The organism is Pseudomonas sp. (genome assembly GCF_017744435.1).
Taxonomy (GTDB): Bacteria; Pseudomonadota; Gammaproteobacteria; order Pseudomonadales; family Pseudomonadaceae; genus Aquipseudomonas.
In genome coordinates this window covers 1-23,887 of record NZ_JAGIBG010000039.1, presented here as the reverse complement: position 1 = coordinate 23,887, position 23,887 = coordinate 1, and the positions used below count along the sequence as shown (strand labels likewise).

General features: G+C 62.0%; 29 protein-coding genes. 5 read left to right on the top strand and 24 right to left on the bottom strand.

Going from position 1 to position 23,887, the window contains the following annotated elements; genetic code table 11:
* Nucleotides 1-68 precede the first annotated feature (68 nt).
* From J7573_RS22225 to J7573_RS22185, 9 genes are all read right to left on the bottom strand, one after another.
* Nucleotides 69-1,349, bottom strand: a complete 1,281-nt coding sequence (locus tag J7573_RS22225) for a hypothetical protein (protein WP_294340390.1) — start codon at nt 1,347-1,349, stop codon at nt 69-71.
* 47 nt (nt 1,350-1,396) lie between these two features.
* Nucleotides 1,397-2,143, bottom strand: coding sequence for a hypothetical protein (locus tag J7573_RS22220; protein WP_294340389.1), 747 nt, complete (start codon nt 2,141-2,143; stop codon nt 1,397-1,399).
* Between the two features lie 46 nt (nt 2,144-2,189).
* On the bottom strand, nt 2,190-2,870 hold the full coding sequence (locus tag J7573_RS22215; protein WP_294340387.1) for a C39 family peptidase: 681 nt from the start codon (nt 2,868-2,870) through the stop codon (nt 2,190-2,192).
* A 68-nt stretch (nt 2,871-2,938) separates the two neighbouring features.
* Nucleotides 2,939-4,426, bottom strand: a complete 1,488-nt coding sequence (locus J7573_RS22210) for a heme utilization protein (RefSeq protein ID WP_294340386.1) — start codon at nt 4,424-4,426, stop codon at nt 2,939-2,941.
* 53 nt (nt 4,427-4,479) lie between these two features.
* Entirely contained in the window at nt 4,480-5,058 is a 579-nt protein-coding gene (locus tag J7573_RS22205) for an adhesin (RefSeq protein WP_294340384.1), read from the bottom strand.
* Nucleotide 5,059: 1 nt separating this feature from the next.
* On the bottom strand, nt 5,060-5,491 hold the full coding sequence (locus tag J7573_RS22200) for a hypothetical protein (RefSeq protein ID WP_294340383.1): 432 nt from the start codon (nt 5,489-5,491) through the stop codon (nt 5,060-5,062).
* A gap of 297 nt (nt 5,492-5,788) precedes the next feature.
* Nucleotides 5,789-6,340, bottom strand: a complete 552-nt coding sequence (locus J7573_RS22195) for an AAA family ATPase (RefSeq protein ID WP_294340435.1) — start codon at nt 6,338-6,340, stop codon at nt 5,789-5,791.
* A gap of 11 nt (nt 6,341-6,351) precedes the next feature.
* Complete coding sequence (gene pnuC / locus J7573_RS22190; RefSeq protein WP_294340381.1) at nt 6,352-6,918, bottom strand: nicotinamide riboside transporter PnuC; 567 nt, start codon at nt 6,916-6,918, stop codon at nt 6,352-6,354.
* Nucleotides 6,919-7,024: 106 nt separating this feature from the next.
* A complete protein-coding gene (locus tag J7573_RS22185; protein WP_294340379.1) occupies nt 7,025-8,659 on the bottom strand; it encodes a methyl-accepting chemotaxis protein in 1,635 nt (544 codons plus the stop codon).
* Between the two features lie 299 nt (nt 8,660-8,958).
* On the opposite strand from J7573_RS22185, the gene J7573_RS22180 reads away from it, so the two are divergent.
* Nucleotides 8,959-9,789, top strand: a complete 831-nt coding sequence (locus J7573_RS22180; protein WP_294340378.1) for an undecaprenyl-diphosphate phosphatase — start codon at nt 8,959-8,961, stop codon at nt 9,787-9,789.
* A gap of 1 nt (nt 9,790) precedes the next feature.
* Entirely contained in the window at nt 9,791-10,219 is a 429-nt protein-coding gene (locus tag J7573_RS22175) for a DUF1294 domain-containing protein (RefSeq protein WP_294340376.1), read from the top strand.
* Here the strand turns inward: J7573_RS22175 and J7573_RS22170 are convergent, their stop codons facing one another.
* A complete protein-coding gene (locus tag J7573_RS22170; RefSeq protein WP_294340375.1) occupies nt 10,220-10,579 on the bottom strand; it encodes an MmcQ/YjbR family DNA-binding protein in 360 nt (119 codons plus the stop codon).
* The gene (locus J7573_RS22165; protein ID WP_103447234.1) at nt 10,572-11,474 is read right to left on the bottom strand and encodes a LysR substrate-binding domain-containing protein; all 903 of its coding nucleotides are present in this window, start codon (nt 11,472-11,474) and stop codon (nt 10,572-10,574) included. Before J7573_RS22165 ends, J7573_RS22170 begins: the two co-directional genes overlap by 8 nt.
* A 133-nt stretch (nt 11,475-11,607) precedes the next feature.
* On the opposite strand from J7573_RS22165, the gene J7573_RS22160 reads away from it, so the two are divergent.
* Both J7573_RS22160 and J7573_RS22155 read left to right on the top strand, forming a co-directional pair.
* The gene (locus tag J7573_RS22160) at nt 11,608-12,219 is read left to right on the top strand and encodes an FMN-dependent NADH-azoreductase (protein ID WP_294340374.1); all 612 of its coding nucleotides are present in this window, start codon (nt 11,608-11,610) and stop codon (nt 12,217-12,219) included.
* 130 nt (nt 12,220-12,349) lie between these two features.
* Nucleotides 12,350-13,384, top strand: a complete 1,035-nt coding sequence (locus J7573_RS22155) for a dienelactone hydrolase (protein WP_294340373.1) — start codon at nt 12,350-12,352, stop codon at nt 13,382-13,384.
* Here the strand turns inward: J7573_RS22155 and J7573_RS22150 are convergent.
* The 11 genes from J7573_RS22150 to J7573_RS22100 form a co-directional block, all read right to left on the bottom strand.
* Nucleotides 13,355-14,548 carry an MFS transporter gene (locus tag J7573_RS22150; RefSeq protein WP_294340372.1) on the bottom strand — a complete coding sequence of 398 codons (1,194 nt, stop codon included), beginning with the start codon at nt 14,546-14,548 and terminating at the stop codon, nt 13,355-13,357. The genes J7573_RS22155 and J7573_RS22150 overlap by 30 nt on opposite strands.
* Nucleotides 14,549-14,814: 266 nt before the next feature.
* A complete protein-coding gene (locus J7573_RS22145) occupies nt 14,815-16,401 on the bottom strand; it encodes an ABC-F family ATPase (RefSeq protein WP_027919182.1) in 1,587 nt (528 codons plus the stop codon).
* Between the two features lie 20 nt (nt 16,402-16,421).
* Entirely contained in the window at nt 16,422-17,615 is a 1,194-nt protein-coding gene (locus J7573_RS22140) for a site-specific integrase (protein WP_294340369.1), read from the bottom strand.
* 212 nt (nt 17,616-17,827) lie between these two features.
* Complete coding sequence (locus tag J7573_RS22135) at nt 17,828-18,250, bottom strand: hypothetical protein (RefSeq protein WP_294340368.1); 423 nt, start codon at nt 18,248-18,250, stop codon at nt 17,828-17,830.
* Between the two features lie 64 nt (nt 18,251-18,314).
* Nucleotides 18,315-18,512, bottom strand: a complete 198-nt coding sequence (locus J7573_RS22130; RefSeq protein ID WP_294340367.1) for a hypothetical protein — start codon at nt 18,510-18,512, stop codon at nt 18,315-18,317.
* A gap of 52 nt (nt 18,513-18,564) precedes the next feature.
* Complete coding sequence (locus J7573_RS22125; protein WP_294340365.1) at nt 18,565-18,972, bottom strand: DUF2591 domain-containing protein; 408 nt, start codon at nt 18,970-18,972, stop codon at nt 18,565-18,567.
* Nucleotides 18,969-19,292, bottom strand: a complete 324-nt coding sequence (locus J7573_RS22120; RefSeq protein WP_294340364.1) for a hypothetical protein — start codon at nt 19,290-19,292, stop codon at nt 18,969-18,971. The genes J7573_RS22125 and J7573_RS22120 overlap by 4 nt, the downstream gene beginning before the upstream one ends.
* A complete protein-coding gene (locus J7573_RS22115) occupies nt 19,289-19,540 on the bottom strand; it encodes a hypothetical protein (protein ID WP_294340362.1) in 252 nt (83 codons plus the stop codon). The genes J7573_RS22120 and J7573_RS22115 overlap by 4 nt, the downstream gene beginning before the upstream one ends.
* Nucleotides 19,537-19,977: a hypothetical protein gene (locus J7573_RS22110; RefSeq protein ID WP_294340361.1), complete on the bottom strand. Its 441-nt coding sequence runs from the start codon at nt 19,975-19,977 to the stop codon at nt 19,537-19,539. The genes J7573_RS22115 and J7573_RS22110 overlap by 4 nt, the downstream gene beginning before the upstream one ends.
* On the bottom strand, nt 19,974-20,303 hold the full coding sequence (locus tag J7573_RS22105) for a hypothetical protein (RefSeq protein WP_294340359.1): 330 nt from the start codon (nt 20,301-20,303) through the stop codon (nt 19,974-19,976). The genes J7573_RS22110 and J7573_RS22105 overlap by 4 nt, the downstream gene beginning before the upstream one ends.
* Before the next feature lie 320 nt (nt 20,304-20,623).
* Complete coding sequence (locus J7573_RS22100) at nt 20,624-21,433, bottom strand: hypothetical protein (protein WP_294340357.1); 810 nt, start codon at nt 21,431-21,433, stop codon at nt 20,624-20,626.
* A gap of 421 nt (nt 21,434-21,854) precedes the next feature.
* Here J7573_RS22100 and J7573_RS22095 point away from each other — a divergent pair, with 421 nt between their 5' ends.
* Nucleotides 21,855-22,268, top strand: a complete 414-nt coding sequence (locus J7573_RS22095) for a hypothetical protein (RefSeq protein WP_294340356.1) — start codon at nt 21,855-21,857, stop codon at nt 22,266-22,268.
* Here the strand turns inward: J7573_RS22095 and J7573_RS22090 are convergent, their stop codons facing one another.
* Both J7573_RS22090 and J7573_RS22085 read right to left on the bottom strand, forming a co-directional pair.
* The gene (locus J7573_RS22090; protein ID WP_294340354.1) at nt 22,269-23,192 is read right to left on the bottom strand and encodes a DNA cytosine methyltransferase; all 924 of its coding nucleotides are present in this window, start codon (nt 23,190-23,192) and stop codon (nt 22,269-22,271) included.
* 13 nt (nt 23,193-23,205) lie between these two features.
* On the bottom strand, nt 23,206-23,430 hold the full coding sequence (locus tag J7573_RS22085) for a hypothetical protein (protein ID WP_294340352.1): 225 nt from the start codon (nt 23,428-23,430) through the stop codon (nt 23,206-23,208).
* Between the last annotated feature and the right edge of the window lie 457 nt (nt 23,431-23,887).

Here is a 23,887-nt window from a genome sequence, read left to right as displayed (position 1 = left end):
AGGCCGATACCAGGAAAGCCGCTGGCTACAAGGTTGGTAACCAATTGGGGCGCGATGCGCCCCGGATGTCAGAAGTAATACGGGAACTTCAGGCTGAAGGAAAAGTCCGGCGCATCATCTGTCAGGCCAATCGACAAGTTCGGTACGATCGTCAGGTTGTTGGAGGCTGCAAAGGTCAGGCCGACGTTGAAGTTGGCCGCGTTATAGTCGCTGTTGGTGATCGATTGCCAATCGCCGCCGTCAGGCTTGATCTTGCTCTTGCGGGCAAATTGATCGGTGACCGAGAACGACATACTCATCTTTTCGTTGAGGGCGAAGGCAATACCGCCGCCGATCTGCCAGGAATCACCGAGCTTCACGTCACCCGGTACCTTGGTGTCCACCTGCGGGCTGATGTCGCTGAACGAGTCCTGCAGGTTGTAGGTGTACGACAGGCTGCCGAACAGTACGGCGGGGTCGAAGGTCTTGACCAGCGAGATGCCCGGGGTGATGGCCCACACACCGTTGCCGGTCGGCAGGTCCTCAGGCACCGACAGGTTGTCGTTGCCCGCCACCTGCTGCAGCTTGATGCCGTACGGGTCCTTGCCGGTTGGCGCCTTCACGCGCAATGTGGCAACGGCATCCGGCCAGGTCTCGTTCTCATCAAGGAACTTGTAGGCGATACCGAAGTTGACGTCGCCGATGGTCGGGTCGCGAGTGACCGAAGCGTCGGACGTGACCCCGGCGGCGCCGCCGGCACCACCGGACGAGTAAGTGGATTCGCGATAGACGATGGGCACGTTGATGTCGAACTGCCAACGCTGGTCGACGTTGTAGCGCGCCGTCAGGTCCAGGGTCCAGTTGTCCGCCTTGATGCGGTCGATGTTGATGTTGCCGAGGAAGATCGAGTCCAGTGCCAGGAACCCGTTGAGCACCAGGGCGCGGGTGTCGTAGTGGGTGTAGGTCAGCCCGGTTTCGACGCTGAACTTGCCGCCCCCGAAGAAGCCGCTGGCTTCGTCATACAGGTTGGACACGCTCTGCGCCGGCTCCGAGTTGTCTTGCAGCGACTGCCCATAAGAGGCGCCGCTGCTGCCCGGCGTGCCGGTGGCCACGGTCTGGCCACCTTTTACCCCCTCTGCGGGGGACTTGGTCAGACGCCTCGGTGCTGGCTGGGCGGGGGCCTCCTCGACCTGCTTGAGCCGCTGTTCCAGCACCATCAGTGCGTTCTGTTGGGCTTCGTAGCGCTGTTTCAGCGCAATCAGTTCCTGTTTGAGTGCTTCGACCTGAGGGTCGGTTGCCGCTTGCAGCAGAGTGGCCGGGGCCAATGTTGAAATACAAACGATAGCTCTGAACGTCGACAAACGGTGCATGGATTAGCCGTCCCTTCTGACTACATACGATGAGACATGAGCGTAGTTCAGTATCCGAGATTGCGAAGGCCTTTGAGCTGCTCAAGATTGGCCCCCACGGAACCCGCCATTGGCGGACTGTCGCGCAGCACGACATTGAGTGATGTCAAGTTGCTGACACGGTTGCTGGCGCCCAGCAGGGTGGTGTTCTGCATCAGCCCGCCTTGGCCCAGGGTTTGCATTGAACTGCCCTGATTGCCGTTGGCGACGATATTCATCTGCACGCCATTGCTGGTGGACGACACGCTCATCGAGCCTGCGCCATTGCTCCCGCTCAGCGTGGAGCCCGCAGCCAGGGCCTGGCCCTGCGGCTGGCCGGCTGGCGCTTCATTACCCTTGGTGACGTTGATGTCGACATTGTTGTTTGCCGCGTTGAAGTCACCCGCGGCACGGACCACCTGGGTCACCCCCTGGGTCGTATTGAGGCCGCTGCCGCCGCTGACCGTGCCGGTCCCGGTGCTGCTGGTCTGCGCGCTGCCGGTGCCTTTTTCATTGATCATCGAGACATAGAACTGCGGCTTGATGGTCGATTGCTGGACCTGCATCGCCGAGGTCGCGCCAATCACTTCGCCGTTGGCGTTCTGCCAGGTGCTGGTCATGACGATGCCAAAACTCACGATCCGCCCAGGCATCACGTAGCGTCCGCGCAGGCTGGCCAGTTCCTGGTCCTTCAGCTCTATCGGTTTGAACGTTTCGGCCTGGGTTGGCAGGCTGACGGCCAGGCAGACCATTGCCAGCCAGTGGGAAGTCTTCATGGAGTGCTCCCGGAGTGTCTTGCCCTACTTCATTGGAAGAAGGCCATTAGAAGAAGTCGCTTCGAATGAAACCGAAGTCCATCAATTCCGCATCCTTGACCGGGGTGAAGTTGCTGATGCGGTTCTTGGCGCTCAGCGGCAGCGGCGGGTCGAGCAGGATATTGTTCTTGTCATAACCCTGGCCGATCACGGCGAAGATGATGCCGTTCCAGCCCTTGACGAAGTCATCGAGCTTGAAGCGCTTGTGGCCCAGCACCGGGTCACCGATGTAGACCCAGCCGTTGTCGACTTTCTGCATCACCACGAAGTGCTTGTAGCCGCGGATGTCCATCAGTACGACCACCGGAATGCGGATACTGTGCAGCGTGTCAGGGGCAACCTTGTAGCCACGAGCCCGCATGCCCAGGCTTTCGACATATTTTTTCATGTCGAGCATGGAAAACCCTTGGGTACGGACCAGGTCCTCGTTGGCGTGGGCAAGCATGCCCTCGATCACCTGATGCTCATCCACGTCCAGCCAGTAGGCCTGGCGCAGGATGGTCGCCAGGGAGGCCGCGCCACAGCTGAAGTCGGTTTTCTGCTGGACCAGGTCGGCGAACTTGCGCTCGCGGATGCTCTGGATCGGTTTGTAGATCACTGCACCACCTGGCAGCACGGACAACGGCATCTGGGATGCTTCGGCAACACTGGCAATGCACAGCAGAACTGCCAAGGCGATAATGCGCATGTTTGACGCCCCCTGCCTTTTTCTTGTTAGAAAGAGGCTCCCCGAAGGGAGCCTCCAGACCGCAGTTGTTACATCGAGGTGTTGGAGATGGCCAGCGAGTTGCTTTGCTGGTTGCCTACACCTGCTGCCACGTTCACACCCAGGTTGCCGCTGCCACCGTTCACCGAACCACTCAGGGTCGCGGTGTTGGTCACAGGGTTGGCCCAGCCGGTCGGGGTCAGCACTTGGAACGACACGGTGTTGCTCAGGGCATACTCGCTAGACTCGCTGAAGCTCTTCGAGATGCTGTCCGAGGACTGCGAAGCTTTCTCGTGGGCTTTCTCGTAGGCCGAGGCACTGGCGCTTTCCCATGCCGATGCGTTGGCCTTCTCGTAGGAGGTATCGCGAGACTTGTCATAGGACGAGTCATGGCTACGGTCATACGAAGAGTCGTAGGCCTTGTCGAAGGACGAGCTGAGCGACTTGTCGAACGACGAGTTGTTGGCCGACTGATGCGACTTGTCGACAGAAGCGTCCAGCGAAGCGCTGAGCGATGCGTCGAAGTCGGAGCTGCGCGAGCGGGTGAAGTTGCCGAAGGTCTGCGACGACGATGCACTGCCATTGGCGCTGGCATCGAGCGAGGCGCTGACCGTGGTGTTGGACGACGAGCTGTGGTTGTTGCTGGCGCTTCCGTTGGCAGCGTAGTTGTTGGAACCGCTGGCGCTCATGCTGTTGCTGCCGCTAGAGCTGCTGCTGTTGGAGCCGCTGGCGGTCATGCTGCTCGAGCCGCTGGAGCTGCTGCTGTTGCTGCCGCTGGCGCTGGCGCTCTTGCTGCCCGACGCGCTGTAGCTCGAGCTGGAGCTCTTGTCGACGCTGGCATCGAATGTGCCGCTACGCGAGGACGAACCACTCGAGGACGTGGTGAGAGACAGCGTGTCGACCCGGTAGGTGCGGTCGGCAGCGTTGTTCACCTGCAGGCCAGGGCCGCTCTGGTTGGCCGAAGCAGTTGCGGAGGAATTACCGACAGGTGCGGAGTTGTTGGCGATGGCCATGCTGTTTTTCTGCTGGTTGAGATCGCCGCCAGCCACGTTGATGCCGATATTGCCGCTGCTGCCCTGGGCCGAGCCGCTCATGACAGCGGAGCTTTGCGTCGACCAGTTGTTGACCTTGTTGTTGTTGCTGCGTTGGGTGATTTCGGCAGTGGCGGTGGAGGTGCCAAAGACGAAGCTGTTGTCGATCGCTGCATTGTCGGACGAGGTATTGGCAATAGCCGACGCGTTGGCCTGCTGGTTGCCGTTACCGGCCGCCACGTTGACACCCACGTTGCCACTGGCACCCGCGCCGGAGCTGCTCATCTCGGCTGAGTTGATGGTGCCTTGGTTGTTGATGGTGTTACCGGTGCTTGTCTGGCCATCATTGGCTCGGGCAGTGGCGTCGGTAAGCACCGCACGGGCAGGTGGGGTGTGGTTGTTGTGGTGGTCGTGACCACGACGATCGTTTTGCTCCGCTTGTGCAGCAACAGCCATGACCGCAGCAATTGCGAAAACCAGAGGCTTGATTGCCATCGAGGGTTTCATGGTGTTTCTCCGTTCTTTAGGTTAAGTGTTGTTCTTACCTGTTACCTGCAGGGTCAGTTTGCGACCCGTACGCTCAGGGTGTTTGCCGTCTGGTTGCCCACCCCGGCGCTCTGATTCAGCTGAATGACCCCGCGGCTACCGGTGAATGCCTGGTCACTGGTGGTGACATGGCGATAGCCGGGTGAGGTGTCAGATGGATCGGAGCTTTTGATCAGCGCCACGTTCTGTTGCAGCAGGACGCTGTCATCGATGCTTTGCGGTTGTGTACTGATGCTGATGCGCAGGGCATTGGCCTGCTGGGTGGCAGCGCCTGCACTCTGGTTGACGCCCAGTGCGCCGCTGCCTTGGCTGAAGGCATTGCCCTGGATACTGGCGCTGGCGCCCATGTTGGGGTCGACGATGGACAGTTGGCGCTGGCGGATCTGCGTGGTTGCTGCGGCCTCGTGGCCAGTGGCGATTGCCCGGGCGTTGGCTTGCTGTTGGCCATCACCCGCGGCCTGGTTGACGCTGAAGTTGCCTTGGTATTGTGCGCCGGAACTGTTGATGTTGGCGTCGTTGAGCACCGGAACCGGTGATTGCGCCAGCGCCGAGGCACTGCTCAACAGGGCCAGGGTAAACAGCGTCTGCCTCATGTCATTTGCCTCCCGTAAGGATCTGCAGTGGGGCAAGGCCGCGCTGGACGCTTGAGTTGACCATGTTGGAAATGCCATTGCCCGCACCGCTGCCACGGCCAGCCGCCTGGTTTGACAGCTGCGTCTGGTTGCCGATCTGGCCGCCAAGGTTGTCGGTCGGTTGGGTGATCAGCGAGGAAATGCCGGTGCCGCTGGTGATGCTGGCGAAGTCGCCATCGCTCAGCTCGTTGGTCTGCCTGAGAACATACGCGGAAGGGTTGGCGTTGGCGGTGGTGGGATTGGGGTCGGGCGCCAGAGGCGCTCGGGTGGCCATGCGCGGCTGCACGTCACGGGTGATCACGATGAGGCCGTTATCGGCCTGAACGGGCAGCGCCGAACCCAGTGCACAGCCGACCAGCAACAGGCGAAAAACGCCTCTATCCAGTTTCCCCATGACGGCTACTCCTTCTTAGAGCGCTGGTCTTGATCAGCGTTGCGAAGGAGGTGAGCGAAAGCCGTGCCGTTTTTGGATATTTATTGAAAATCAGCAGCTTGAGGGCATTGCCTGAACTAACCGTCAAATTGCTGTATCAGGACTGAGACAAATTTTCAGGGATATGGCGTTTGGCCCAGCATTTGCGTTACTCGAAGGGCATTTTTAACGAATGTTTCACCACCTTGACACTGCCCCCACAAATGGCTGGGAGCCCACAGAAACGGGGGCTTGGCCTCAGCCAGGTGTGTCATGGGGTTAACACTCGGTGGGGCAGAGTGGGGGTTTTCCCTGCAGCAGGCGCTGAACTGCAAGCAGGGCCGTCGCACTGCGTTGCGGCCAGTCTCCCTCGATGATCTGCAGCGCTTGCCCATGGTGCTCCAGCCAGCGGCGGCTGTCCTCGAAGAACACCTGGCGGTCGGCAAGATCCGGCTGGCTGCGCTGACCGTCGGCGACCCACCCCACCCCTTGCGGGCTGAGCAGCAGGTGCAGGTCGTAACGGCGGGCCAGCAAAGCCTGTTCCAGCCAGGGTGGGCAAGCGTCGAACAGGGCATGGCTCCACAGCATGTTGCTGAGCAGGTGGGTATCGAGGATCAGCAGCTCAGGTGCCTGCTGGCGGGCCTGGTCTTCCCAGGCCAGCTGGCCGCGGGCGATGGTGGGAATATCGGCATAGCAAGTGTCGCGGCATTCCTGGTCGATGAAGTGGCGTACATACTCACCCACCACGATGCCGCCGAAATGCGCCTGGATTTCACCGCTGAGCCAGCTTTTGCCGCTGGATTCGGGGCCGCACAACACCAGGACCTTCATGGATGCACGCTTCATGGGTGTACCAGGGCGGGGTCACGGCGCCATTCCAGCCAGCCGCGTACCGCGATCAATGTCAGTACGGCAAAGAACCCGGCCGTGAAGTACAGCTGCTGGTGCAGGTACTGGCCGACATAGACTACATCCACCACGATCCACAGTGGCCAGCATTGCACGCGCTTCTGCGCCATCCACAGTTGCGCGACCAGGCTGAAGCCGGTCAACGTGGCATCCAGCCAGGGCAGGGCGGCATCGGTCCAGCCGGCCATCCCCGCACCGAGTGCCACACTCAGCAGCAACCCTGCCAGCAACCCGCCGAACAGCGCCCGGGCTGGCAGGTGCGAGACCTGGCGAGCGTCCTCGACCCGCTCCGGGCGCTTCCACTGCCACCAGCCGTACAGTTGCAGCACGGCGTAGGCCAGCTGCAGCAGCATGCCCGAGTACAGCTTCACTTCGTAGAACAGCCAGCCATAGATAAGCACCATGACCAGGCCGATCGGCCAGCACCAGGCGTTCTGCTTGACCGTGAGCCACACGGCGGTGACGCCGAGTACGGCGGCGATGAGTTCGAGGCCGGACATCGGCGATCCTTGGTTGGCAAAGGGCGGCGATTGTAGCTTGCGCAGGCCAGGAGGTGTAGCGCCCAACCGGCACCGGCCCGCTCACGGGCCGGTGATCACACCCGGCTCAGACCCGGAACTGGCGCAGCAGCTGTTCAAGCTCCTCGCTAAGCTGCCCCAGGGCCACGCCCGCATCGCTGGACTGGCGTGCGGCATCGGCGGTCTGCTGCGACAAGCCGGCGGTGTCCAGCACATTGCGGTTGATCTCCTCGACCACATGCGACTGCTGCAAGGTGGCACTGGCGATCGAAGCGTTGAGGGCGGTGAGGCTGTGCAGCGCCTGGCTGATGGCATCCAGGCTGGAACCGGCCTCGCGGGCTTGCTGCACGGTCTGGCGCGAGGCCTCGCTGCTGGTGTCGATGGCCTTGACCGCCGCATCCGACTGGCCTTGCAGGTGCTCGATCATGGTGTGGATTTCCGCCGTCGACTGCGCGGTTCGTTGTGCCAACAGGCGTACCTCGTCGGCCACCACGGCAAACCCGCGGCCCTGCTCGCCAGCGCGAGCGGCTTCGATGGCGGCGTTGAGGGCGAGCAGGTTGGTCTGCTCGGCGATGGCGCGGATCACCTCCAGCACCCCGCCAATCTTCGTGCTGTGCCCGGCCAGCTCACGGATCACTTGCACGGCCTGCTCGATGGTCGCCGAGAGGCGGTCGATCTGCTGCAGGCTGCCGTTGATGGCTTGCTGGCCGTATTCAACCTGCTGCTGTGCGGCGCGCATCTCACCGGCGGCCTGTTCGGCCGTCTTGGCCACGTCCTGCACGGCATAGGTGACTTCGTTGACCGCCGTCGCCACCTGGTCCATCTGCAGGGACTGCTGGGCGCTGTGCTGCTGGGCGGCGCCCGCATTGTCGCCGACGTGCCCGGCCGACTGCGCCAGGGCGTGGGCAGCGCCCTGAAGCTGGCCGACCACCCCTTGCAGCTTGCCGTTGAACTGGTTGAAGTGCTGGCCCAGGTGGGTGATCTCGTCACGGCCGTGGGTGTCCAGACGGCGGGTCAGGTCGCTTTCGCCGCTGGCGATGTTGCCCATGGCCTGCACCGCTTCCTGCAAGGGGCGGGCAATACTGCGGGCGATGAGCATGACCACCAGGGCCATCAGCACGGCGATGGCCAGGCCGACCAGCGAGGCATCACGCAACTGGCGGGCGAATTCGGCCTGCACATCGTCGACGTAGACGCCGGAACCGATGATCCAGCCCCAGGGTTTGAACAGTTGGACATAGGAGGTCTTGGCCACTGGCTCGCTGGCGCCTGGCTTGGGCCAGCGGTAGTCGACCGGGCCGGCGCCCTGGCTGCGGGCGAGGGCAACCATTTCGTTGAACACGGCGAAGCCGTCCGGGTCGCGAATGGCGGAGAGGTCCTGGCCATCGAGCTTGGGGTTGGCCGGATGCATGATCATCTTCGGCCCCAGGTCATTGATCCAGAAATAGTCGTTCTGGTCGTAGCGCAGTGCCCGCACCACTTGCAGTGCCTGTTGCTGGGCCGCCTCGCGGCTGAGCGTGCCGGCGGCCTCCAGGCCCTGATAGTAGGCCAGCACGCCTGCGGCGGTCTGCACCACGTGGCGGGTCTTTTCCGCCTTGGCCTGGTACAGGTCGCCATGGATCTGGCGCAGCATCAGCAGGCCAAGCATCACCAGCATACCCACCGCTACTACCAGAATCAGCCACAGACGACGGCTGATCGACATCGACCGCAATGCCTTCATCGAATCCACTCCTGCCTTGTTCTTTTTATTCAGGTGCATCCAAGCACGCTTTGCAGGCGGCAGGCACCCGACTAATGGCTAAGTGCTAGTTATTGGCTACTCTGCCACAAGCTGCGCGCGCCTTTGTCATGCCGCTTTGGTAGGATCTCGGCCGCGCAAGATGAAACCTTTAGCCGGGGTGAACTTTTCCCCTGGCGCAGGTCCCAGCAGTCGCTGTAAAAAGGCCGCGCCGCGTGCGGCAATCACAAGCAAACCAAGAACAAGGAGCCTGCAAGCAGCAGTGCTTCATCGGGGGAACAATGGATTTTTGGACTGCCTTCCAGGCAATTATCTTAGGTGTGGTCGAGGGGCTCACGGAGTTCCTGCCGATTTCCAGTACCGGCCACCAGATCATCGTCGCCGACCTCATCGGGTTTGGTGGCGAACGGGCCATGGCGTTCAACATCATCATCCAGCTGGCCGCGATCCTGGCAGTCGTGTGGGAGTTTCGCAGCAAGATCCTCGAAGTGGTGTTCGGCCTGGCCAGCCAGCCGAAGGCCCGGCGTTTCACTGGTAACCTGCTGCTGGCGTTCATGCCGGCGGTGGTGCTGGGCGTGCTGTTCGCCGACCTGATCCACCAATACCTGTTCAACCCGATCACCGTGGCGACGGCGCTGGTGATCGGTGGCGTGATCATGCTCTGGGCTGAACGTCGCCAGCACACCGTGGCGGTGGAGCATGTCGACGACATGCGCTGGACCCATGCCCTGAAGATCGGTTTCGTGCAGTGCCTGGCAATGATTCCGGGTACCTCGCGCTCCGGTTCCACCATCATCGGCGGCCTGCTGTTCGGCCTGTCGCGCAAGGCGGCCACCGAGTTTTCGTTCTTCCTGGCAATGCCGACCATGGTCGGTGCGGCGGTCTATTCGGGCTACAAGTACCGCCATTTGTTCGAGCCGAGCGACCTGCCGGTGTTCGCCCTCGGCTTCGTGACCTCGTTCATCTTCGCCATGATTGCCGTGCGCGCGCTGCTGAAGTTCATTGCCAACCACAGCTACGCGGCCTTTGCCTGGTACCGCATCGTCTTTGGTCTGCTGATCCTGGCGACCTGGCAGTTCGGCTGGGTCGACTGGTCGACGGCGCACAGCTGACATGGCACGGGCACAGAACACGGCGCCACGCGGCGCCGAACGCACAGCAGGTGTGCGCAATGCGCGCCTGAAGCTGTTGCTGCTGGGGGTGTTGTGCCTGTTGCCGGTGCTTGGCGCGGTACAGATGGGCTGGAGCGGGCAGACCTGGGTGCCGCTGGCGTTGTACCCGCTGGTCAGCCTGATCAGCCTGCTGCTGTACTGGCAGGACAAGCGCCAGGCCCAGGGCAATACCTGGCGCACGCCAGAAAAGGTGCTGCATGCCAGCGAGTTGCTGGGGGGCTGGCCCGGCGCGCTGGTTGCCCAGCAGCTGTTCCGGCACAAGACACGCAAACTGTCTTACCAACTGGTGTTCTGGGGCATCGTGCTGCTGCACCAGGTGTTCTGGCTCGACTACCTGTTCCTGGGTAGCCGATTCCTGCCGTTCAACTGATCAGCTCAGCAGGCCTGCCTGCAGCCGTTTTGGCAGCCGTCGCACCACCAGCTGGTGCGAGCGCTGCAGCAGGTCGCACAGTTCATCCCGGCCCATGGGGTAGGGTGGCGTCATGCTGATCCACTTCGCCCGCGCCAGATAAGGCGCCGGCCGCACGCCGGGCCGGTCGCAATAGCCCAGAAACAGCTCGTCGGCGACCTTGAACGACAGCCCCGCTCCGGCCAGGTCGAGCACCGCGAACATCTTGTTGCCGGCCACGGAAAACACCCGGATGCCGCCCCATTTGTAGTCTTCCCGCGCGCCCGGCAGGCTCAGGCAATAGGCCGCCACCTGTTCTTCGGTCATTTTTTGCTTAGACATAACGCTCCCCGCACGCTTCGAACGATGCCGCCAGGTGATCTATCCATGCCCGCACGGCTGGCAACAAGCCACGTCGATGAGGGTAGACCGCCTGCAGGTAGCCGCCTGGCAACGACCAGTCCGGCAGCAGCTTCACCAGCTCGCCGCGTTCCAGTTCCTCTTCGCAGAACATGCTGGGCAGGGCGGTAAAGCCCAACCCGGCGCGCACGGCGGCGTTGCGCACGACAAAATCGTCAATGGCCAAGCGTGGCTCCAGGGCGATTTCCTGCTGACGGCCATTGGGCCCGTGCAAGCGGAAGTGCACCAGCCGGTCGGCTTCGGCGGCGCCCAGCACTGGGAGCGTGGCCAACTCGGAGGGCTCGCGGATATGGTCGGCAAAGCCGGGGGCTGCCACCAGCTGCATCTGCGCCTGGCGCAGCCTGCGGGTCACCAGTGCCGGGTCTTCATCGCCCAGGTCGCGTACGCGCAGGGCGACGTCGATGCCTTCGGAAATCAGGTCGACACGGCGATTGAGCAGGACCATGTCCAGCTGCACCTGCGGGTACTGTTCGAGGAAACGGCTGATCACTTCCGGCAGGAACGCATGGGCCAGGGCTACCGGGCACGACACGCGCAGGCGGCCGCGCGGTTCGCTGCTCATGCTCGCCACTACCTCGTCGGCAGCCTCGGCCTCCAGCAGCATGGCCTGGCAATGGTGCAGGTAGCGCTCACCGACGGCAGTCAGTTTGAGCTGGCGCGTCGTGCGTTGCAGCAGGCGGGTGCCAAGGCGCTCTTCCAGTTCGGCAATGCGCCGCGACAGGCGCGACTTGGGAATGCCCAATTGGCGGCCGGCCGCAGCAAAACCGCCGGCTTCGACCACCTGGGCAAAATAGAAGAGGTCATTGAGGTCTTGCATGGGGCTGTCTCACTGTTCTACCTGTGGGACAAACTAACGCATTTTTACTGACTTTTCAGCCATTCGGCATCCCGGTAGGATTCTCTCCATCGTGATCGCCCACCGCCGCGGTCTTCATTCACAGGAGAGTCCCATGAAACTGTTGCATATCGATTCGAGCATCCTGGGCGACAATTCCGCCTCTCGCCAACTGAGCCGCGAAGTGGTCGAAGCCTGGCAAGCCGCAGATCCAAGCATCGAAGTGGTCTACCGTGACCTGGCTGCCGACGCCATCGCCCACTTCTCGTCCGCCACCCTGGTGGCTGCCGGCACCCCGGAAGAAGCCCGTGACGCCGCCCAGGCCTTCGAAGCCAAGCTGAGCGCCGAAACCCTGGAAGAATTCCTCGCCGCCGACGCCGTGGTGATTGGCGCGCCGATGTACAACTTCAGCGTGCCGACCCAGCTCAAGGCGTGGATCGACCGCGTGGCCGTCGCCGGCAAGACCTTCCGTTACACCGAAGCCGGCCCGGAAGGCCTGTGCGGCAACAAGAAAGTGGTGCTGGTCTCCACCGCCGGTGGCCTGCACGCTGGCCAGCCGACCGGTGTTGGTCATGAAGACTTCCTCAAGGTGTTCCTCGGCTTTATCGGCATCACCGACCTGGAAGTGGTCCGTGCCCACGGCCTGGCCTATGGCCCAGAACACCGTACCCAGGCCATCGACGCCGCCCAGGCGCAGATTGCCAACGAGCTGTTCGCTGCGGCCTGATCGCCGGCGACAAAAAAAACGGCTGGCGCCCCGTGCGCCAGCCGTTTTTTTCATCCAGTTTTCATCTGCCGGTGGTAAGGCCGGATCTATGCTGACGCTATCCTGATGCCTGCTGCGCGATAGCTGACCGATGAACACTCCCCGCTGTTTGCTGGCATTGCTGCTCGGTGGCCTGTTGGCCCATGCCGAGGCCTCCCCGTGGGTGGCCGGTCTGCATCACATGACCCTTGACGACCCGGTCGACGCCAGGCCGATGCAGGCCCTGGCGTTCTATCCATCCCATGGCACACCGCGCAATATCCGCATCGACGGCTACCCCATCGACGTTGCCGAAGAGGCCCCGGTAGCGCTCGGGCAGTTTCCGCTGCTGGTGCTGTCCCACGGCAACACCGGCAGCCCACTGGCGTTGCATTACCTGGCCACCTCCCTGGCCCGCCAGGGCTTTGTCGTGGTGGCGGTGGTGCACCCGGGCGACAATGCCCGGGACCACAGCCGCCTGGGCACGCTGAGCAATCTTTATGGTCGCCCCTTGCAGGTCAGCGAGGCCATCACGTCCGCCCGCGAAGACGCGTTGCTTGGCCCTTACCTGAATGACGGCAAGGTCGGTGTGATCGGCTATTCGGCCGGCGGTGAAACCGCGTTGATCCTGTCTGGCGCCCAACCTGACCTGGACCGCCTGCGCCGTTATTGCCTTGAGCGCCCAGGTGATGCCGATGCCTGCAAGACCCATGGCGTGCTGATTGCCGACCGCAGCGAGCTGGCGCCCAAGGCCGACTCACGGGTCGGCGCGGTGATGCTGATGGCACCGTTGAGCCTGATGTTCGGCCGCCATGCCCTGGCCGGGGTGAAGGTGCCTGCGCTGATCTACAGCGGCGACAGTGACCAGCTGGTAGCGGTGGACCGCAATGCCGAGGAACTGGCGCGCAAGTTGCCGATCACCCCGGACTACCGCTTGCTGGCCGGGGCCGGTCACTTCGTGTTCATGGCTCGCTGCGACGATGAGCAGCATGCGCGCATGCCGGCGCTGTGCAAGGACGCCGACGGTGTCGACCGGCGCCACATTCACCATTCGTTGCAGCGCGATACGGCAGCATTCTTCACCCAGGCCCTGGGTGCGCCTCAACCTGCCGAGCGTTCAGCCGCGACGACTGCGCCGCGCCAGTAGCAGCGTCAGGCCGACCCCGGCCAAGGCCAACAGGGCCGCGACGCAGAAAATAGAGGCATAACCCAGGTGCATCGCCACCGCGCCCATCACCGGGCCGGCGATGGCCAGTGCCATGTCGAAGAACACCGCATAGGCCCCAAGCCCCGCACCACGGCTGCTGCTCGGCACTTGCTTGATCGCTTCGACGCCCAGTGCCGGGTACACCAGCGACAGGCCGAAGCCGGTCAGGCCGGCCCCGACCAGCGCCCAGGGCGGCGAGGGCGCCAGCCACAGCAGGCTCAGGCCGAGCACTTCGGTGGCCATGCAGGCCATGGCCACGTTGTAGCCACCAAAGCGGTTGACCGCATTGACGAACAACAGCCGCGAAATGATGAAGCACAGGCCGAAGGCGCTCAGGCACCAGGCCGCACCGACCCAGCCACGCTCCAGGTAATAAAGGGTGACGAAGGTGGTCAGGGTGCCATAGCCGATTGACGCCAATGTCAGCCCCAGGCCACAGGGTGCGACGCGGCCGAAGGCCGACCAGAACGGCAGCCGCTCGCCGCGCGTCACCACGACCTCCGGGCGTTTGCGCAGCACCAGCAAGGCCACTAACGCCAGCACCAGCAAGGCCGGGCCGAGCACGCTGAAATCCAGGCCGGCCACCGCCAGTACACCGACCGGCGCACCGATGGCGATTGCGCCGTACGAGGCGATGCCATTCCACGAGATCACCCGCGCCGTGTGTTCCGGTCCCACCTGGCTGATGCCCCAGCTCAAGGTGGCGACGCCGATCAGCCCCTGCGCCAGGCCCAGCAGCACACGGCCGCCGAGCAGCAGGGCCAGGCTCAGCAGCGGCACCTGCAGCGACCAGGCCGAGAGCAGCGTCAGCACCCCGCAACCGGCGATGCCCAGCAGGCCATAGCCAATCGCCTTCTTGCCCCCCAGGGTATCGGCCACGCGCCCGGCGAAAGGGCGGCTGAGCAGGGTGGAAAGGTACTGCAGGCCGATAGTCACCCCTGCAATCACCGCCCCGAAGCCAAGCTGGTCGTGCACATAGCTGGGCAGCACCGCGATCGGCAGGCCGATGCAGAGGAAGGCAATGAAGGTGTAGAAGACGATCGAGAGGATCTGCAGGGTAATACTGAAGGTACTGCTGGCAGGGGCGGGCTGTTGCGCGGTCATGGGCTCTTTCGCGGGCGGGCGGTTGGGCGTGCCCTAATCATGGCCGCTGCGCGAAGTAAATGAAAGCAGGCTAACGAATTATTCATCGGGGAGTGCCAGCCTGTGGGATTGGCGGCGGATTCTTCGCGGGTAAACCCGCTCCCACAGGGACCGCACTGTACTCAAGGGCAGTGCACATCCCTGTGGGAGTGGGTTTATCGAGGCGTCGAACCGCCGCGAAGAGGCCGGCCCAGCCACCCAAAGGCGACCAGGCCAGCTCAGCTACCTCAGACCACGACGCCCTGGCTACGCAGGTAATCGTCATAGGTGCCGCTGAAGTCCACCACACCATCAGCGCTCAGCTCGATGATGCGGGTCGCCAGCGACGACACGAACTCGCGGTCATGGCTGACGAACAGCAGGGTGCCCGGGTAGTTTTCCAGCGCCAGGTTCAGCGCTTCGATCGATTCCATGTCCAGGTGGTTGGTCGGTTCGTCCATCACCAGTACGTTCGGCTTCTGCAGGATCAGCTTGCCGAACAGCATGCGACCTTGCTCACCACCGGAAATCACCTTCACCGACTTGAGAATCTCGTCGTTGGAGAACAGCATGCGCCCCAGGGTGCCGCGGATCACCTGCTCGCCGCTGGTCCACTGGCCCATCCAGTCGAACAGGGTCATGTCGTCTTCGAAGTCGTGGGCGTGGTCCTGGGCGTAGTAGCCCACTTCGGCGCTGTCGGTCCACTTCACGGAACCGGCATCCGGGGTCATCTCGCCGACCAGGGTGCGCAGCAGGGTGGTCTTGCCGATACCGTTGGGGCCGATGATCGCTACGCGCTCGCCGGCTTCGACGGTGATGTCGAAGTTCTTGAACAGCACCTTGTCATCGAAGGCTTTCGCCATCTTCTCGACGACCACCGCCTGGCGGTGCAGCTTCTTGGTCTGCTCGAAACGAATGAACGGGCTGACACGGCTCGAAGGCTTGACCTCGGCCAGCTGGATCTTGTCGATCTGCTTGGCACGCGAAGTGGCCTGCTTGGCCTTGGAGGCGTTGGCCGAGAAGCGGCTGACGAAGGTCTGCAGCTCGGCGATCTGGGCTTTCTTCTTGGCGTTGTCCGACAGCAGCTGCTCGCGCGACTGGGTGGCCGCGGTCATGTATTCGTCGTAGTTGCCCGGGAACAGGCGCAGCTCACCGTAGTCCAGGTCGGCCATGTGCGTGCACACGCTGTTGAGGAAGTGCCGGTCGTGGGAAATGATGATCATGGTGCTGTTACGCGCCGTGAGGATGGTTTCCAGCCAGCGGATGGTGTTGATGTCCAGGTGGTTGGTCGGCTCGTCGAGCAGCAGCACGTCCGGGTCCGAGAACAGCGCCTGGGCCAGCAGCACACGCAGCTTCCAGCCCGGCGCCACTTCGCTCATCGGGCCAAAGTGCTGTTCAAGCGGAATACCCAGGCCCAGCAGCAGTTCACCGGCGCGGGATTCGGCGGTGTAGCCGTCCATTTCGGCGAACTCGGTTTCCAGCTCGGCGACGGCCATGCCGTCTTCCTCGGTCATTTCCGGCAGCGAGTAGATGCGGTCGCGCTCGGCCTTGACCTTCCACAGCTGGCCGTGGCCCATGATCACGGTGTCGATCACGGTGAATTCTTCGTAGGCGAACTGGTCCTGGCGCAGTTTACCCAGGCGGGTGTTCGGCTCGAGCATGACCTGGCCGCCGGACGGCTCCAGGTCGCCGCCGAGGATCTTCATGAAGGTCGACTTGCCGCACCCGTTGGCACCGATCAGGCCGTAGCGGTTGCCGTTGTTGAATTTGACCGAAACGTTTTCGAACAGCGGCTTGGAGCCGAACTGCATGGTGATATTAGCGGTGGAGATCAAGGAGCTTACCTATCAATAACTTACGTGGCTTCTTCGCAGCTACGGACCAATTTCGGACCAATCTGGAGCTTTTCCAGCTCCTGCCAGTCGTTGGACGAGTTAATCCAGCGCGCATAAGTCGATAAGAGCATCTGCACGCTATGCCCGAGCTGTTGGGCGATAAATGCGGGGTTGAGACCAGACATTAAGCATATTGTCGCATAGGTGTGGCGGCAGTTATACGGGGGGCGGTACCTGATCCCCAAACCTTTCAGGATTGGCCGCCATTGGTGGTGCAGGTCCGACGTCTGCTTGACGTGCTCCCCATTCTTCCCGGGCGGGAAGACGAACGACGATTCGGTGAATTGCCCTTTGCCCTGCCTGCGGCGTTCTGCGTACTGCTTGGCGAACTCCAAGGCGTGCAAGGCCCTGTCGTTGAGCAGCACAAACCTATCCTTCCCCGTCTTCGTCCTTTCCTCAACCACCCCCAGTGCGATGGTTCTCCGCACGTGGGCGGTCTTCTTGGTCGTGTCGACCGCATCCCATCTCAATGCCAGGCCTTCGGACAGACGCAGGCCAGTGAAAAACATGAACTCGAAGAATGCGGCATAGATCTGGCTGGGCCAATGAGGGTGCTTGTAGAGCTCAGCGATGATCGTGTTTGCCTCGTCCAATGTGAAGGGATCAACTTCCTTCCTGGAGCGCGCTGGCAGTTGAATGGCTTCCGCGGGGTTTCTCGTGATCAGCCCGTCAAGCACCGCTGAACGCAGGATGGTCGAAAGCTTCACCATTGCATTGCGCTTGACCGATGGTGATGTCCAGGTGATCGAGGCGACAATCCGCCTCAGCAGCGTCGAAGTGATCAGATCAATGCGAACAAACGCTAGATGGGGCACCCAGTACAGATTCAGGGTGCCCTTGTAGTTGAGCCTGGTGCCAGCTGCGATCTCACGGCTGTCCAGCCACAGCTGGGCGTACTCGCCGAACGTTGGGACACCGCCCACGACGGCTGCGGAACTGGGAAACAGCTCCGCGTATTTGTCGTGGTCCAAGAGGTTGAGCTTGATCAGACTGTTTACTTTATCGCGAAGCTGGGATGCAGCCTTGATGCCTTTTTGTGTCGGGGGGTAGGGAAGGGTCTCACTTCGGCGAGTACCTTCCCACATGAACCTGAGCCGGAGCGAGCCGTAGTGGACGTCGATGCCAGGGGGTAAATCCATTGGCTTTCCAGCCATTCGTCATACCTCTTCTTGCTGTAGATGATCCGGCCGCCGTGCTTCATCCAGACGCCCTCGGGGATTGCCCCACGTAGGCGCCGGCCCTCCAAGGCACGCTTGGTGCAGCCGAGCAGGTCGGCCATTCGCTGTTCGGTGACTTTATCGACGTCACCGGAGCGTTCATTTTCCATGGGATGGTCTCCACGCCGCCGGTGGCGGCTGGTTGGTGGTCAGGCCAGGTCAGCCAGGGCGAACACGATGCCGCGGCAGTACGGCTCTCCATCCTCAACCACTTCGAAAGTGGCGTGCGGGATGTCGGTCTTGTATGTCCAGCTGTAGCCTTCTTCCTTGCACCAGCAGGCCTCGATAGGCATGGCATTGGCCTTGCGCTGGTAGTACTTCATGGCCCCGTCACTGTCGTGATCGTCGAGGCAGTCAGGGTCTGGAAGTGGGCCATCCTGGTCGACGTAGGCATAGCCTCCGTCGTAGCAGCCAATCTCTTCCCGGCGGGCGCCGTAGAACTCCATAAGGTCGTCGCTGGCTCCGCAGAGGATCACCAGGCCGGAGCTCTGTGCTGCGACGATGAGTGCGCCCGGGATGCGAGTTGGGTATTCAATGCCGGTCAGCTGGGCTGCCAGTTCTTCTTTCGTCATGGCGATAGCTCTCCATGCCCGCGCATGTCGGCGGGCTTGAGTTGTCGAATTGGGGGAGGAGGGGTTAGGCGAGTTCGGCCGCGAATGCGTCGACCAGTGCCTGGCTGGTGAAGTTGAGCGGGAGAGCGTCGGTGCTCTTGCCGTCGCTGATCAGCACCCAGCCGTTTTTGTAGAGGGTGCAGGTGTTGCTACCGTGCTGGACGCGCGCGATGGGCAGGCCGCCAAATGGCAGCCAGCGGTTGATGCGGTAGATCAGCTTCATCGCGGCGCCTTCCATACCAGATAGGCCATGAGCAGTGGTGCTGCGAGTGGGATCAAGAACATGGCATCAGCTCCTTCGGCACCTGGGCCGTATCGCCAGTGTTTAGGGTCACTATCGCCCTGCAGCCTGCGGTGAGGATCGTTGGACCACCGGCTAAGCGGCTGAATCCAGTGGGCCGGTTGTAGGCGAACGCTCGGTACCGGGAGTCTGTGCCATCCTGCAGCATGCCGAAGCCCTTGCAGTGCTTGTCGAATAGCGGGCCGCCCAGCGCCCAGTCTTCCCAAGGGTTGTAGCGCTTGGTGTGCTCGGTGGCCGTGGCCTGGTACCGGGCGAACACCCGCCAGGGGTTGCCGTACTGCGGCGGGACCAGGAACACGTCCAGGCCTTCAGCCTTGCCTACAGCCCACCCCAGCGCTTCGCCGGCCAGATCTGCCGTCTTCACTTCGATCAGGTCGGTCATGCGCGCCTCCGCTCGGGATTGCCATACTGGTCGTACTCCGGGCGCTCTGGCGGATATGCCTCAGCGGTGAGCGCCTGGTCGATGGCGGCGCGCAGGTTCTCGTTGTAGTTCTCGCCGAGCACGCGCCGGTTTGGCTTGCCCATGTAGTGGCCAATGATCTCGATTCCGATGCTGTAGTCGCCGTCCATGCCGTTCGAATGGCTTTCGAAGCTGACATCCCAGCAGCAAGATTCCAGCGCGTTGAGGCGGGCCCGGTCTTGGCGCAACTCCTCCAGCTCGGTGCTGGAGACGATGGTAAAGTGAGTTTTCTTCTTGCTCACAGGCGATACCTCTCATCAATCCAGCGCCCAGGCGCCAGTGCGGGTGTAGGTTCGGGTTGTGTTTCGTGCGGGGAGAGCTGGCGCTGGTTGCCGGCCTGCAGCTGGCTGTCGGGGATGCAGCTGATGCCGACCCCATTCAGCAGGTAGCAGGTGACGCCGCGCTGGCTGTCGTGCTGCACGTCGATGACGTTCTCGGTTGCGCTGGCGCCGGTGGCCAGCAGCAGGAGGCAGAGGGCGAGGCGGGTCATGGCTGCACCTGCTGGATGTGGGATTCGACCCAGTTGCGCATGCGCTGCCATCGGCTTTCGGGCGTGTCCCGAATCAGCTTCCAACGCCCAACATCGTCCTGCACGAACTGACCTGGGCTTTCATCGTTCTCGAAAACGATCTCGGCGGCCAGTGCCTCAGCGATGCCGAAGGCCTGTGCCACGCTCTCGCGGTCGTGGGCGTCGATCAGGCTCATGTCGAGCCCGCGCTTAGCGCCGAGCGCACCCAGGGTGCAGAACTGACCATCGGCCTCCAGCGTGTCGGTGACCAGGCGCTTGTCGGGCATGGCGTCCAGGGCGTCGCGCAGCTCGACCAAGAAGGCCTGGCCACGCTTGCCCCGGATGGCTGACGCGACAGCGCCCCGCCAGCAGATGAGGCCCCAACCACTGCAGTCGTCGCTGTATCCGCTGCGGCTCATGGCTTCACCTCGCGGCGCGCCCACCAGCACACAGGGCCGTCGTCGGTGTCGTGGATGGCTAGGCAGAACCAGCCGTCACCCTCGGGCTTGCCTGGCTCCCAGTAGCCGCAATGCGGCTCGCCGGCTTCGAAGTAGCGCTCAGCGACCTCTTCAGGCGCGTCGGTTTCTAGGTAGACCATGACGAGTTGCAGGCCCTGCTGCGCGATCCAGGCTTTGCACTTCTCGCCGTCGCCCTCGTCGAAGTCGGGTAGGTCGGGATGCTCGAACATCCCGTATTCGTCGCGCACGACCGGCGCCGGCTGGATCAGCTTGATTTCTTCAGGCATGACGATTCCTTGGCCGCCATATCGCGGCAGTGAATAGAGGGGAGAGGGGGCTACTGCTTGTAGGAGAACAAACGTGCTTTGGTAACCAGGCGGCTCTTTACGCGAGCCCGGTTACATCACGAGAAGCTTCGACAAACTCGCACAGTGCCCAATGTTTGGCCGTGAAATCGACCAAAATTCCTCTATCAAGCTCGTCTTGGGCGGCTTACATACCGGCTTTCGCGAGCTTTGCTGAGCGAGCGGAGGCGCAAGCCAAACGACTGACGCCGGGCTGGTGCTGTGGAGGAACGGTGAAATGGGGCTAGATAAGCCCCATTAGATCAGAAGACGGTCTTGATGACCTTCACGACGCCGTCAATGAGGTCTTGGACGTCGGCGTCCTTGGGGTCGGCGGCGCGTTTGTGGCCACAGTTGTTACGGACATCGCCGAGAAACTCGATGTGACGGGACTGCGCCTGATCGATTACCCCTGCTGCTTTCAGCGCATGGTTGAGCGGGTTTATGGTCGTCAGCGTTTTGGGTAGGCCGTGTTTAGCGGCGACCTCCTTCAGATGCCCCTCCAAAACCACCCCGGCAATAGCGCCCGCAGCGCGCGCAAACCCTGCCTTCAGCAGCCCTCGAGCCGTGTCCAATTCCGAGTCAAAAAGGTCGGCTTGTACCAGTTGTTTGATGTCGAAGAGGGAGCTTTCGAACCGGCGTTTCACTGACTCGAGAATCGCAATCTGTTGAGTAATCAGCGAGATTGCTGTTTTCTTGCCTATCGTAGCGGCGTTAGGCCTCGGCCGCGCGATACCTTGGCAGGCGTCCTCAATGCGGTAGGTGTCGAGAGTGATTTCTCGGCGATTCTTTGGCCGCTCGTACAGGCGGACGAAGTCTGCGTGACGGTCCGGCAGCAGCTGTTTTATGACCACAACGGCTTCCGAGTACCAGTGGTGGTAAGCGACGCGGAAGGGCTTCAACTGGCGGATATGTTCTTCCGCCAACTTCTCATCCCCTCCCACCTCCGCCAGTACCCAGTCCAGAAACTCCTCGGGCTGGACTTCGTTGTAAAGCGAGTTGCGGACGGATTGGGCTTCACCGACTAAAGCGTCAAGGTCCTTCCGGTACTTCTCTAGGTTCGTCTCAGTCATTTCGCATCCCATGATGATCGGCCCCTCACTTTCCTGGTGGGGGCTTAACCTTCGAGAGTAATGGCAACCTGATGTGAACCTCAAGCCTTCAGGTTTTCTCGATTCCGTTCTGCACAGTCCACGCTAGGCCTGGTCGTTCAGCGTGCTTGGGCGTCTCTGCGCTGGTAAACGACCAGTAAGGGTCGGGGCGGCCATCTCCTGGGTTGCTGGATCGGTTTTCTGTGGGCATGGGAATACCTCGCGGCTATAGTTCGCAACCATTTAGGCTTGATGGAGTATCAGGGTGTTTGGGCTTACAGTTGATCAATGGGCCATCATCAACGGTTTCGCGAATTGGTTCGCTGCCGCTGGGACGATATGTGCCGTAGTCGTGTCTCTCTATCTTTCGATGAAGACTGGAAAACGGAGCGCGGATCTCTCTGTGAACTTGATGCTCATGGCGGAGCCGGGAGCTGAACATCATCCAGAGCACATTGTGTTCAAGCTGGTGAACACAGGCGATAGGAGCTTTCATCCGGACTCTATTGGATGGGTTTTTGGCAAGAAAAAAGCCAGGAGCAGCTTCATTCAGATGTTTGATAGGGCGCTCAGCGACGACTTGCCGACACTTCAAGCGTCGGGAGTCGCACATAAATGGCTTTTCTCGGTAGATGATCAGCGGTGGTTTGCAAAGATGGCGGAATCATTAGGGGCTGACTGGAAGAGCAACATCAAGACGCTTCGTGCGCTCGCTACTACAACGACTGGCGAGGAGTTCCTTTGCGTGCCGGGGGAAACAATAATCGCCAAGATTAAAGAGCAGTGTCTTTCGCTCCATCAGGTCGCACCGAGCTAGTTATGCGGCTTTCAGCAGCGCTTCAATCACTCGTTGGCCGGCCAGCGGCGGTACCGCGTTTCCGGCCATGTGCATGGTCAGCCGATGGTTGTCTGGGCGAAGGGTGTCAGCCGGGAACGACATCGCGGCCAAGGCTTCGTTGGCGCTGAGCATTCGCATTCGATCGCCGTCGACCAAGGCCCAGCGGTCCAGGGTGGTGATGGTGCCTATCGGCCTGTTGATGTCGCGGCCGGTGGTGCCGGAGCCTTTGCCGTAGTAGGGCATGATGAACCGATCGCCGAAACGCTGGCGGCCGTTGCGCACCCGGTCCAGCGTGGCCTGGGCCCGGCCTGGTTTTTCGATCGGCGACCAGCGCCCAGCGTCGAAGTCGAGGAAGCTGCTGGCCGGCACATGCTCGCACTGTTGCAGCTGCAGCTGAATCGGTGCCTTGCTCTTGGTGCAGATCAGGAACAGGCGCACACGGTGCTGCGGGACGCCCAGGTCGGCACAATCTACGATGTGCGGCGCGACCTGGTAGCCCAGGCGCCGCATCGCATCTACCCAGCTGGGGTAGAGCACCCAGTTCACGAACTCGGGCACGTTCTCGACTACCCAGGCATCCTGTTTCAGCACCTCAGCAGCAGATGGAACTGCCCAGGCTGTGGAGCGCGATGCGTCATGCTCCGGATTTTCGCTCTTCTTGCCGCGGGCGTTGGTGAATCCTTGGCAGCATGGAGAGGCGATGCCGATGTCCGAGCGAGGGACCTTCGCCCAGTTCGCTTGTTGGAGGTCCTGGCAGACGTGTTCGGTGTTCTTATGGTTGGCCGCATGCCACTTAACTGCCTCTGGCCAGTGGTTTGCCGCCCAGAGAACCTGGACGCCTGCGGCGCGTGCGCCGGTGCTCCATCCGCCGAGGCCGGCGAACAGGTCGATTGCTGTGGTCATGGTGATTTCCGTGTCAGGCTGCTTTGTGAGTTTCTGGTTTCCAATCCGCCCAGCCAATGACGGGCATTCTGGTCTTGGGACTGAGGATCTTCTTGCCCTTCTCGTCGAGCAGGGCGGCCTTGCAGCGGATCTTGAGGTCGCGGCAAGCGCCGGCTTTCTTGGCCAGCTCGATGAATTGCTGGGCGTGCTGCGGAGTATCGAAGAGGGTGCTGAGCTGCTTGACCCTTTCGCCGGCCATGATGGCGTCAGCGTTTCGCTGAGGCGTTATCGTTGAATAGGGGAAGGCGCTGGCGGGCAGCGCCGAGTGATATGCTTCGCCGCTTACCAAACAAGGAGAGTGGTAATGGGGTTGCGGGAGCGGCATAAGGCTTTTCAGGAGTGGCTCACTCCAAGGCGCCGTCGGCGCGCTGGGATAACGCTGATCGTTGCCTGGATCGCTGTGACGGTAGTTTGGCCAAGCATCAACTGGGCTTGGATAGGTGGGCCAGGTATGTACATGCTCTTCACCGCTTGGCCGCCAGAGCTTCACGACAAGCGTTAAGGCGCTGGCGGGCAGCGCCGGAGGGTCAGGCGGCTTTGCGTGGCCTGGGTAAATTCATCTTCAGGCCTTCACCGCACCGTTGAACACGTCGAAGGTCTCGTACACAACCAGCCCGCCCTCTGTTACCGCGCCTTTGTTGTCGATCACATAGGCG